The following is a 12,680-nucleotide window of genomic DNA, read 5'->3' as shown; positions in this document are numbered from 1 at the left end:
CCAAGGCGCCGCCACGCACAGGAGAAGAATAATAAAGAAATACGCAAGGTGCGCCAAACACCGGGTTAGAGTATTTCCCCTAATGGGGGCGTACATTAGCGCAAAATAGTGCGTGCCCTATCGCCGCTATTTGACCCACACCATAATCGTAGGCCATGTAATATTATTGCTTCGCCGATAGAATATAAGGCATGACAATTCGCACCAAGATTGCCACTTTCGGTATCATAGCCGCGCTTGCGGGCGGCATGGTAGGCACATCCGCTCCTATTGCCTCGGCCGCGCCGGTGGCTGCTCCCACTGCCACCAGTTATTTCAGAGCTGGAGCAACCGTTAATTTCCCCACCACCTGGACGGCGGGGCAACCGCTAACTGTTACCGGGCAGGGGTTTAGAACCAGAAGCGGCCGGTCGGTGACTGTTGTATTGCGTGGCGATGAGGGCGAAATTTACCACGAGGTGCGTCCGGATGCTAATGGAAAATTCACTACTTCTATCCCGTGGTCGAATAGTTTACAGGCCGGGCAGAGCATTGAGTTTGAGACTTTCGCGTTGACTCGGGGCGGTTTCTACGAGGGCAGCGAGGTTGATGTGCGGGTTGTGGCCGCCCCGGCGCGGCAGAACCCTGCCCCGCAGCCGAAGACCACCACCGGTGCAGCCCAGAAACCGGCGGAGAAAGATAAGTCTGGTGAAAATAAGAACGGCGGGGGCTCTAACGGCGGCAGCACTTCTGGGGATAAGAATAATAAGGACGGTAACGGCGGCTCTGGTGACAATAAGAACCAGGGCGGCAGTGGCGGCGACAATAACTCCGGCGGCAATAATAATAATGCTGGCGGTGCCCAAAGCGGCGGCGGCAGCGACCCCTCAGCCTCCCCACAGGGTGGGCAGCAGGATAGTAACGGGGCCTCTGGCAGCGCTATAGATTCCTCCGAACCGGATGGTCCTTCCGATAAGGTTTCGGCCAGTGCCAGCGAGTCCAGCCCCAGTGCGTCAGCCTCAGCCTCTGCCAGCGGGAATAAGCGTTTTCATAACTGTAAAGAGGTGAAGGACGCCGGGCTGGCCCCTATTCATAAGGACCACCCGGATTTTCAGGAGGGTTTTGACGCTGACCATGATGGTGTGGGGTGCGATAAGCCCGCAGACTTCGGCAACGAGCCTGTGACGATTACCACGGGTGCTGCGGCTGGGGATTCTTCTGCCTCTACGGAGGCCTCGGGTGAGCAGGGTTCTTCCGGGCAGGGGTTTAGCCCGGCAGATCTTGCGGACCCCGGTAAAAACGGGGTTTTGCTGGCTGCCGGTTATGTGCTGATTGTGGGCGGAATTGGTGGAGCAATATTCCTGGCCGTGCGCAAAATGCGTAAAGAGTGATGCCGCTCTCGCGTATAACCCGCCGTGGGTGAATTATTCTCTACATATTCAAGAACGTGCCTATAAGAATGCAAGAGTGTATTGCGGGTCAATTTAGAGCACTTATGCGATGAGCCGCCCGCCACAGAAGCCGTGTCTTATACCGTTAATATGTTCCTCAAAGCCTGCCAGATCAGGGATATAGCACCAATGATTTAAGGGTGGGTTTTACGTCTAAGGAAGGTTAACCATATTGACGAACACCATAGTCTTCTGCGTGCAATAACTGAATTTAATACTGTGCGTACAGATAAAATTAAGTCATGAGTATTCGCACTAAATTTACTACATTCAGCATCGTTGCCGCACTGGGGTGCGGCATGGTTGGTGCAACTGTTCCCGCTGCTTTTGCAGCACCTGGTTCGGTTCCAGCCGCAGCCGCTCACGTTTACGAAGATGGGGCGAGCCTGCAGTTTCCGGACACCTGGACCGTAGGTCAACCCCTGCACTTTACAGGTACCGGTTTCAAAGCAACTGATGGTTCCCCTTCTATTTTGGCGGTTAAAATCAACGGCGGCCCCGTCAGCGGCGCCCGCTACCTAGAGGTTAAAGCGGATGCGGACGGCAATATTTCTGGCTCTATCCCTTGGCAGGAGAACCTTAAGGCAGGGGAAAGCGTCGAAATTAATGTGCTCACCGGCTCGTTGAATAAGAAAGACCGGCAGCGTGGCGGCGTGGCGGCTACGGTGACCGTCGTGGACAATTCGGCTGCCCCGTCTGATTCGTCTGTACCGAAGGACACCCCTTCTGAGACACCGTCACCTTCTGAGAAACCCAGCAGCGTGCCTTCGGAGTCTCCTTCAGCTCCTGCTCCCAGCGCGAGCTCACCCGTTGCTGCCCCATCTGAATCACCCTCTGAATCACCGGCTGAATCGCCCTCGGCAACCCCGAGCGAGACCGCCCCTTCGCAGCAGCCCTCGGCGACCTCCAGCGAAACCTCATCGGCTTCCACTGAGGTATCGGAGGGTGCTACCGCAGAAGCATCACCAACCCCGCGTTTTAAGAACTGCAAAGAGGTGCAGGATGCTGGTCTGGCCCCCATCCACAAGGGCCACCCGGACTTCCAGGAGAAGTTTGATGCCGATCATGATGGGAAAGGCTGCGAGGAAGAAGCTGACTATGAGAACAGCGCCTCCCGCGTGGATTCTAATAGCGGGGTAGCCGCTAGCGACAGCAATAATAATAGTGGCGGCAGTATCTCTGGGCGGCTGGCAAGTACGGGTGCGGCCGGTGTTGCCACCATTGCGGGCTTGGGTCTGGCTGCTGTGGGCGCTGGTGTTGCCGCAATTGTGGTGATGCGCCGCCGTAAGCAGAACTCCTAAGCCTTGATTCCCTAGATGTTGGCTGGTGCGCGTTACCTAATGCGTGCTGCCGTGGAGTATTCCAACCGACAACAATAGTGCAGGTCTCTTGCATACCGCAGTATGGCGGGGCAGAGGCCTGCACTTGTGTGTAGGGGGGGCACTTTCGGCTTGGGGGATGGGACGATGAACGCTTGCAGAAGCTCTTCGGCCAAGAGGTGTAGGGTGCTCTGAAATACAAAGGTACGGTACGGCGCATTATGCGTGGGTATAGTGCTCATAGGGGCAATACGCCACGCCGAGCGTAAAATTTCTTGACGATGTGCTGAACGTATCATAAACCTGCAATAAAATAACAATGTATGAATAGATAAACACTATACCCTCAGTATTATAGGAGATATGTGCATTTTTATGTTTTATACCTTTTATAGTGTGTAGTTAAGATGTAGTCTTTTAGAGTGTCTTGATTGAAATACTGAGGATATAAAGGTTGATAGTGCAGGGTGAATTCAGTCAAAAAGTGAATTATTACACGGGGGAGTTTTAATAATACGGTAATACTATCCACACGGTGCACATCATTTTCGATAGACTGGTGATATGACATTCCGTAAAAAAATCGCTACTTCCGGCGCTGTGCTCGCTCTTGGGTGCAGTCTACTAAGCAGCTCGGTTTTGGCACCGGCCGCTTATGCAGCGCCAGAACCATCTGCAACGCCTATTGTTAAGGAATACACCGACGGCGCCACCCTTACCTTCCCCTCAACCTGGACTGAGGGCGAACCCCTAGAATTTTCAGGCGTTAACTTCTTTGCCACCGACGGCACCCCCTCAGTACTTGCCGTGCGTCTCAACGGTGGGCCTGTGGGCTCGTCAGACTACTTGCAGTTCGAAGCTGACGCTGACGGTAAAGTGAGCGGCTCTATTCCCTGGCAGGATCGTTATACTGCCGGTTCGACCGCCACCATTAACGTGCTCACCGGGTCTTTGAACCCCAACGATAATAAGCGCGGAGGCATAGCCGCTTCTGTGACCGTGGTAGATAAAAACGGCGGCACCGGCAATGCCAAACCCTCGGAGTCAGCCTCAGCCGATGCGAACAAGTCTGAAAGCCCCAAGGAAGATCCTTCTAAAGGCGCTAAGACAGAGACTCCCGCTAGAGAAGAAAGCAGCCCCGCAGCTAAGGAAGAAGAAACTCACACCGCTGCTAGCAGCGCCACCACAGATGCGGATGAAAAGCCGCTAAGCCCGATCAGCAGCAGCGCCAGCCCCACCGCAGTGACCAGCGCATCTTCAAATAACTCGGGCGGGAATATGATGCCGTGGCTTGGCTACGGGCTGATTGGCGGCGGTGTGGTACTCGCTGCGCTCATCATTTTCTTCAATATTCGGCGTAAATCATAAAATATCGCCCGGCTGGTACTTTATACTGCCGCATTGTGTAAATATTCACTTAAATCCCCCTTTGCATGGAATGCAAAGGGGGATTTTGGATTTGTGGGGATATCCCCACAGAAAACCATAAAACAGGTCACACTATAAATGATTTCGTTCGCAAAAGGCGTTATGTGAATGTGATTTTTATGCACATAAATGTCAAGGCAACTCTATCTGTATAGGTTGAATTTAAGCCATAGAACGTGAAGGTGCGTTAAAACCTAAGCCTTAGATTGATAAAATGAGGGGAAAGGTAACAGATATATTCTACTGACAGTTACCGCCCAAAAACCCACATGAAACATGTAGGAATACAGCACATGAACCGCCAACAGAAAAGAGGCGATACAGGATAAGACCAGCGCCGTTGGAAGACATACCTGCGATCTAAGTAGGACACAGCTACAACACAGGATTAAGTGCGAATCTATAAATATCCGAATCACTACACTACAGACGGAGAATCCTATGCACCTAGTGAGTATGGTAATCGCGGACCTTATAGCAATTGCCGCTCTGTGCACCATCTACCTCGTCCGCCACAGCCGCCGTGAGCTAGTGGTCTCATACACCATCATTAACTTCGGCGTTTTTGTGGTCACAGAAGCACTCTCATTTGCCTCCGGCACGAGTGCAGGAATGGGGCTTGGGCTATTCGGTGTGCTATCCATCATCCGCCTGCGTTCCACACCATTGGCACAACGCGAAGTCGCCTACTACTTTGTCTCATTGGCATTGGGCCTCATAGCAGGTGTCAGGCTGGATCCCGAATATATGGCATACGCCCTCATGGCGATGCTCGTTATTATCATGGCCGTCGTCGATCTGCCCTTCTTCGACAATAAGCAGAAGACCCAGATCATTACCGTCGATCGTGCCATTAGCGACCCTGAAGAACTCAAAACATACTTGAACCAGAAGCTCTCCTACGAAGTGCTCAGCGTGAAAGTATCGGAGCTCGACATGGTCAACGACACTACCAGGGCAGAGGTTAGCTACAACCCTGACCCACCGGCAGAAGATACCACCGCAGAACAGGGAAACACCCCCGACTATGCGGTAACTGCCACAGCGCAGAACACCCCAACACAGCAGGGTGCAGGTGCCACTCAGGGCTATGGCAACCAAGCCCAAGGGTACGCCTCCTCACAGCAAGGCTACGGCCACCACCTGCATGAGGCGTCCCGCAATATCTAAAGGATTCGCGCATATCCTGCTACTTTCGTAGCTCTAACCGACAATACCGACCCGGCACGGCTTCCGCACAGTCACCGGGCGGTGCCCGAAAGGAACAGCATCATGGAAATTATTCCCAGCTACTGGCAGAGCATTACCCTGAACGATCTTAATAACAAAGCTGCCATGCAGACCCGCATGGACCGTAAATACATCGTAGACGCAGACTACGCGGCATCGGTACTGGCAGAGCTGCCCGCCGAGGCATCCGTACTCGAAATTGAGGGGCAGCGCGAATTTGCCTACGACTCCGTCTACTTCGATACCCCCAACCTGGTCAGCTACTACGCGGCCGCCACCGACCGCCCCGACCGGTTCAAGGTGCGCACCCGCAGCTACCTCGACACCAACACATGCTTCCTGGAGGTCAAGACTGAAGGTGAACGTGCCATGACCGTGAAGGAGCGCATTCCTTACTCCATTGATGACCGTGACAAGCTTACTGAAGAGGGCCGACAGTACGTCAACGAGGCACTCTACGGGATTCTTGACACCCCGGCCATTGAGTTCGAACCGGTTATTAGCACCGGGTATCGACGCACCACCATTTACCTACCCGCCTCAGAGCAGAACCCGGTGGACTCCCGCCTGACCATTGACCGTAACCTCACGTGGACGCCCCTGTCAGATCATGCGCTCTATGCGGGGGTAACCCGGGAAAACTACCACGGCCATAAGGTGGGGGTTGAGTACACGATTCCCGGCACCGTCATTATTGAAACGAAATCCGGCACGGCCCCCTCAGTCGCAGACAAGCACCTGTGGCGTGCGGGCATCCGGCCCGTCAAGATCTCCAAGTTCGGTACCGGTCTGGCGGCACTCAACCCGCAGCTGCCCTCCAATAAGTGGCACCGCATTATTGAGCGGTGGATGAACCTGGTGCCAGCTAAAGTTGCCGTCTAGGCAACCCGCGTCACCGTATAGAAGGGAGAATAACCAACCACAACCGACACTAAACTAAAACCGGCACAAGAACGAACACATTAAATTGCCGGTACGAGACGGCACCTGCCGCGCAGAACGTGATAAGGCCCAATGCCTCACACAATAAGCGCAGCAGGTGCCGTACCCTTTTTAACCTCACAGTGAATGCTATGCCGCAGGGTTCAGGCGTCACCCATTTAGTATTTTTAAACCCACCTAATGGTAGGGTAGAATGCGTGGCTTACCGCCACCTAACTCATGGCGCGTATTCGACGGAGCCCCCTCACCCAGGGGGATTCTAGGGTGCAGCGCGCAGACAACATGCAAATAACCGCCAATAACACCAACCACCGGTAAGGGTACATGGGGAGCCAAACGTTACCCGGTACCGTTATGACACGCGTATACAGACACCGATATACGCAGGCAGGAAGAAGACGCATAGTGAAGAAATCCCCTTTAAACGTGGCAGCCTCTCTACCCCTTATTGTGGGTTTGGGGCTGGCCGGATGCTCAGGTAGTAATAATGAATCTAGTGCTGCCCCGAAAGACTCCCTAGGCCCGACCAATGCCGCACCCGCTCAACAGGCAAAAGCCCCCTCGGGCAAATATAGTTCGAATACGAAAACCGGCGAAAAAATTAATGCTGAAACCCACCACACCCACGGTAGTCTCACCTGGGATACTGGATCTGAAATCCGCCTTGACCTTGCGAATGAACCTTCCGCTGACGGGGTGAGCGTTGAGGATGGTGCCCTAGTGATTACCAAAGCCGGGAACTATCATCTAAGCGGCGACTACACCGGGCAGGTACGCATTAATACTGCCGAGCCTGAGACAGTGCGGCTCATCTTAGATAATGTGACTATTACTAACTCCACGGGGCCGGCTATTGCTGCCACCGGAGGCGGCACGACACTCGTATATACGATGGCTGGCACCACCAATACTGTCAGTGATGGGGAGCAGTACACGGTAACTGGTAAGAAAAAACCAGACGCAGCGATCTACTCCACCGCGAACCTGACCCTCGCTGGGGAAGGCACGTTGACGGTGAACGGGAACCATGAAGAAGGAGTGCATACCACTGGCGGGCTGGTAATCTCCAACGGAACCCTGAATGTGAACTCCGTAAAAACCGGGATTAAAGGCAAAAACTATGTGGATATTCTGGGCGGTGAGGTATCCGTCAACTCCCAGAAAGATGCTATTAAAGCCACCAACTCTAAAGAGGAAGGGTATGGGTGGGCTCGTATTACCGGCGGCACCGTGAAGGTTATTGCTGGTGATGACGGACTTAAAGCCATCCGCACCGTTGAAGTAGCCGACGGTACGCTCAATATTGAAAAGGCCCGAGAAGGTGTGGAGGGCCAGTACATTAATATTTTCGGCGGCACGGTATCTGTAAACAGCATAGACGACGGTATTAACGCCTCCCTCAAAGACCCCCTGCCCGATGGGCAGGAAGCCGAGGACGACCCCACACCTGACGGTCAGCCCCAGCAGGAACCCAGCGGCAGCGTGGGAGGTGCACGGGATACCACTGAGGTCATTGACGCCGCCATTAATATCAGCGGCGGACAGGTCACGGTGAACGTTGAGGGGGATGGTATCGACTCGAACGGCTCTCAGACCTATACCGGCGGCACTGTTATCGTTAATGGCCCCCCAACCTACCTGAATAACTCGGTGGATGCCAATGGCGAGCTGCTGCTGAACGGGGTGAATATTGCGGCGGCCGGCAGCGGTGCAGAAATGTTTAAGGTTCCCTCCGAGAAGTCAACGAACGGGTACCTGCGAGTGGTTAATCTGGACGTGTTTACCCCCGGACGCACAGTGCAGGTGACGGATACCAAGACCGGGGCGGTGGTGGCGAACTATACGGTGGTTACCACCGGCGTGCAGCTGTTCTTTGTCTCGAACCCATCCCTTGTAAAAGGTAATAACTATACGGTATATACGGTGTCTGAGCCGGTGCAGGAGGGCAGCACGACCCTCGCTCCGGGGGCGGTTGAAGTGGGCACGTACGCCGCAGAATAGCCCAACAATACCTATAAACCCGTTGTGACAAGGCGAAATAACGGGGAAGGCGTGGAGCTGCTGTCTTTCGGCTCGTAGCGGTACGGGGGTGAAGGTACACAATAAGAAGACACGCGATGCTCAAACCGGTGCATCGCGTGTCTTCTTTATATTTATTTATCTATGAATCAGGTTACACAATCCTTCAACTTAATGTACACTCTTAAAGTCTTGAGCCACTGCCGAGACTCTAATAATCACCGAAAGATAACAATAAATATGAAGAAAACAACGGTCAAAACCGTAGCCTCCGTAACTCTGATCACCGCGCTGGGGTCTACCGGGTACCTTGCCGCCAATGGCGCGCCTCCCGTCGCTGCCGCACCCAACGCAGCCGCAGTGCAAAAGCTAGATGCACAAACCCACTACTCCGATGAAGACCTCAAATGGGATTCCTCCGACGAAGAAGCCATTGACCTGGCGAACCCCGCCGCTGCCGACGGGGTAAACGTTAACAATGGCACTATCACTATCACCGCAGACGGTACCTACCGGCTCTCCGGCGAGTACAACGGCCAAGTGAAGATTGAAGCCGGTAAGTCTGATACGGTGCGGCTGGTGCTCGATAACGCGAAGATTACCAACTCAACCGGGCCAGCCATTAATGTGGCGGGCGCTGGTGAAGCGATTATTTACACCGCTTCGGGCACGGCAAACACCATTGCAGATGGGGCTAACTATGCTGCTAAAGGCGCAGATGACCCGGACGCGGCCATCTACTCCACCGCGAACCTGACCCTCGCCGGGGAAGGCAGTCTGTCTGTGAAGGGCTCCTACAAAGCGGGTGTTCACACCACTGACGGGCTCGTCATCGCCAACGGCACCCTTGACGTCAACGCTACAAAAGCCGGTATTAAAGGCAAAGACTATGTAGACATTGTTGGCGGCACCGTGACGGTTACCGCCGGGCAAGACGGCATTAAATCCACCAACACCGATGATGAAAACAAGGGCTTTACTCGCCTCAGTGACGGGTCGGTGACTATTTCGGCTGGGGATGACGGGCTCAAGGCCCCGCGCACCCTCGAAATTTCCGGCGGCACCCTGAACATTGAAAAGTCCGATGAGGGTATTGAAGGGCAGTACGTTAACGTCCTTGACGGTGAGGTGACCGTCAATAGCACGGATGACGGCATTAACGCCTCCTTGCCCGCAGCCGACAAGGTAGATGATGACGGCGATGCCGACCAGGAACAGGAACCCGCTGATGGTGCTGGCGCCGCTCCGGTAGACGCGGACGTTAATATTAGCGGCGGCACCGTGGTCGTCAACGCTGATGCTGACGGGATCGACACGAACGGCAACGCGGTATTCACCGGCGGCACCATCATTGTGAACGGCCCCATCGCTGGCGGCAACAGGGCTATTGACTTTGACGGCAAGCTGCTGCTGAACGGGGCAAACGTCACCACCGGCAGCGCCGCCGAAAAGTTCCAGACACCCTCAACGGAATCAACCAGCGGGCACCTGAAAATCGTTAATAACGCTGCCCTGACCCAAGGCAAAACCGTTCAGGTGGCCGACTCCTCCGGCGAGGTGGTGGCGAACTATAAGATCACCAAGTCAGGGGTGCAGCTGGTGCTCGTCTCGAATAAGAATATTGTCAAGGGGCAGGACTACAAGGTCTACGTGGCCTCCGGCGATGTGGATATTGACTCCACCGATGTGGCGAATGGCGCAACCGAGCTGGGCAGCTTCACCGCCGCTTAATCCAGTGCCCTGCTGAGCCAGATGCGGCTTCCTGTTCCCTCCCAACACAATGGGAGGAGGCGGGAAGCCGCTATCTTTTTGGCTTGTCACGGTACGGGGCTGAAGGCGCGCAGCCAGAAAACACGCGATGCTCAAACCGGTGCATCGCGTGTCTTTTTATGCTCATCTCTCAATGATTCAGGTTATCTGCTGCGGCAACTGGGGGCAGCCCCTAAGACATTGCGCAGAAAAAGCCCGAGCACAGCTGAGGCTTAGCTAACTGCCGAAATATAGGAGGTATGAAGAACTCAATGCTCAAAACCGTAACCTCCGTAACTCTGATCGCCGCGCTGGGGCTCACCGGATGCTCCACCGCCAGCGGCACCACTCTCACCTCCGGCACCTCTACCGTGCACAGCGCAGTCTCAGGAACCACCGCCGGAACGTCCACCTCCAATACGGCCGCAGGGCAGACACTGGATGCCCAAACCCACTACACCAATGAGGACCTCACCTGGGACTCCTCAGGCGAGAAAACTATTGACCTGGCGAACCCCACCGTCACCGATGGGGTCAGCGTAGAGAACGGCACCATCACCATTACCTCCGGCGGCACCTACCGGATCACCGGTGAGTACAGCGGCCAAGTGAAGATCGAAGCGGCCAAGACCGACACGGTGCGGCTGGTGCTTGATAACGCGAAGATTACCAACTCAACCGGGGCGGCCATTAATGTGGTGAGCGCCGCTGAAGCAATTATCTACACTGCTGCGGGTACCACGAACACCGTCGCTGATGAGGCTAACTACACTGCCACCGGTGACGACGACCCGGATGCTGCCATCTACTCCACCGCGAACCTGACCCTCACCGGGGAGGGCAGCCTGTCTGTGGAGGGTGCCTACGAGGAGGGCATCCACACTACTGGCGGGCTGGTTATTGCCAGCGGCACCCTTGAGGTCAACGCCGCGAACACCGGTATTAAGGGCAAGGACTATGTGGATATTACCGGTGGAATCGTCAATGTTACTGCCGCACAAGACGGCATTAAATCCACCAACACCGATGACGAAAGCTTGGGCTTCACCCGGCTGAGCGCCGGGTCGGTGACTATCTCGGCTGGGGATGACGGGCTCAAGGCCCCGCACACCCTCGAAATTTCCGGCGGCACCCTGAACATCGAGAAATCTAATGAAGGCATTGAGGCGCAGTACATTAATATTCTTGATGGTGATGTGACCGTCAATAGCACGGATGACGGTATTAACGCCTCCCTCAAAGACAGCTCATCTGACACCTCATCCGATACCACCAGTGGGACGGCCACCACCGGGCAGCAAACCCAGCAGAACCAGAACGGTCAGGTGCAGCAGGCCCCGGCGGGCGGGGGAGCCGCACCCGGCGGCAGCCAGGGCAGCACTGGGCAAAACCAGAATATACCCCAGCCTCCGACTGACGGTGCTATGCCCGGCGGTGGCGGCGGCACCTTCGAGGTGGTAGACGCGGCCATTAATATAAGCGGCGGCACCGTGACGGTCAACGCCGAGGGTGACGGGATCGACTCGAACGGTACCGCAACGTTCAGCGGCGGCACCGTCACTGTAAACGGCCCTGTCGCTGGCGGCAATAACGCCCTTGACTCCAATGGTGATTTGCTGCTGAATGGGGGAACCGTCACCGCTGGCAGCACCGCCGACATGTTCGAAGCCCCCTCATCAGCATCGACCAGCGGGTACCTGAAAATTACTGATTCGTCGGCCCTCACCCAGGGCAGCACCGTTCAGGTCACCGATTCCTCAGGCACCGTGGTCGCGAACTATAAGATCACCAAGTCAGGGGTGCAGCTGGTGCTCGTCTCGAATAAGAATATTGTCAAGGGGCAAAGCTACACCGTCTCTGTGACCTCCGGCAGTGTAGATGCTGTATCCACCACTGCGGCAAGCGGGGCGAGTGAGCTGGGTAGCTTCACCGCCGCCTAACCCAGCGGCCTGTTGTGCCGGATTCGATTTCCCGTCCTCTCCTAACACGTCGGTAGGAGGGGACGGGGTATTCCGCACTCTCGGGGTGCTAAAGCTGCCGATAACCCGTGCAAAATAAAAAGGGTGTTCGGTAAGCTTCAAACCCGCAATAGGCGGTGTTTGCCCCCAGTTTTTCTGAGATTTCTAGCAGAATATGTGTCTGTCAGGAAGACAATAAGGGGTCAAACAAGGTACCCTAGAAGGCAGGAAAGACTGTACAAGCGATCCGTCGGTTGCGCGCGCCATGCGGGCGGCAGTCACGGACAGGATGAAAGAGGGGGTCACGCCATGGGGCGCGGCCGTCAGAAGGCTAAGGCAACACGGCAGGCTCGGGAGATGAAGTACTTCAGCCCCGAAACTGATTACAGCGCACTTGAGCGTGAGCTCAGTAGCGCTAAGAAGAGTAAAACCTCCGACTCGTCCCAACATCGTTACGATGATGAGGATGACTACTCGGCGTACGCAGAGAAATATGCAAACTACGACGACGAGGTATAGCTGAGGTGCATCGCTAAAAGTATAAGGCGCGGCACTGGCTCTCATGTCGCCTGCTATGCAACCGGTTTGGGCATCCCCTAGGGGAT

9 protein-coding genes are annotated in these 12,680 nt (G+C 55.1%); all 9 read left to right on the top strand.

From position 1 onward, the window contains the following. Positions 1-191 precede the first annotated feature (191 nt). Complete coding sequence (locus D8M23_RS09110; RefSeq protein ID WP_023134551.1) at positions 192-1,370, top strand: excalibur calcium-binding domain-containing protein; 1,179 nt, start codon at positions 192-194, stop codon at positions 1,368-1,370. Positions 1,371-1,672: 302 nt separating this feature from the next. Continuing rightward, entirely contained in the window at positions 1,673-2,731 is a 1,059-nt protein-coding gene (locus tag D8M23_RS09105; RefSeq protein WP_126854531.1) for an excalibur calcium-binding domain-containing protein, read from the top strand. Between the two features lie 582 nt (positions 2,732-3,313). Beyond that, the gene (locus D8M23_RS09100; RefSeq protein WP_126854530.1) at positions 3,314-4,117 is read left to right on the top strand and encodes a hypothetical protein; all 804 of its coding nucleotides are present in this window, start codon (positions 3,314-3,316) and stop codon (positions 4,115-4,117) included. 501 nt (positions 4,118-4,618) lie between these two features. Then, positions 4,619-5,347, top strand: coding sequence for a DUF4956 domain-containing protein (locus D8M23_RS09095; protein ID WP_126854529.1), 729 nt, complete (start codon positions 4,619-4,621; stop codon positions 5,345-5,347). A 102-nt stretch (positions 5,348-5,449) separates the two neighbouring features. After that, entirely contained in the window at positions 5,450-6,289 is an 840-nt protein-coding gene (locus D8M23_RS09090) for a polyphosphate polymerase domain-containing protein (protein WP_126854528.1), read from the top strand. Positions 6,290-6,754: 465 nt separating this feature from the next. Beyond that, positions 6,755-8,350 (top strand): carbohydrate-binding domain-containing protein, encoded by a 1,596-nt coding sequence (locus D8M23_RS09085; RefSeq protein ID WP_126854527.1) that lies wholly within the window; start codon positions 6,755-6,757, stop codon positions 8,348-8,350. 258 nt (positions 8,351-8,608) lie between these two features. Further along, the gene (locus D8M23_RS09080) at positions 8,609-10,099 is read left to right on the top strand and encodes a carbohydrate-binding domain-containing protein (RefSeq protein ID WP_126854526.1); all 1,491 of its coding nucleotides are present in this window, start codon (positions 8,609-8,611) and stop codon (positions 10,097-10,099) included. Between the two features lie 278 nt (positions 10,100-10,377). Beyond that, on the top strand, positions 10,378-12,057 hold the full coding sequence (locus D8M23_RS09075) for a carbohydrate-binding domain-containing protein (RefSeq protein WP_126854525.1): 1,680 nt from the start codon (positions 10,378-10,380) through the stop codon (positions 12,055-12,057). A gap of 327 nt (positions 12,058-12,384) precedes the next feature. After that, on the top strand, positions 12,385-12,594 hold the full coding sequence (locus D8M23_RS09070; protein ID WP_126854524.1) for a DUF3073 domain-containing protein: 210 nt from the start codon (positions 12,385-12,387) through the stop codon (positions 12,592-12,594). The last annotated feature ends 86 nt before the right edge of the window (positions 12,595-12,680 follow it).

The organism is Rothia sp. HSID18067 (genome assembly GCF_003989445.1).
GTDB classification, from domain to species: domain Bacteria; phylum Actinomycetota; class Actinomycetes; order Actinomycetales; family Micrococcaceae; genus Rothia; species Rothia aeria.
Note: the sequence above shows the minus strand (reverse complement) of the source record. Positions and strands in the feature narration are given on the sequence as shown.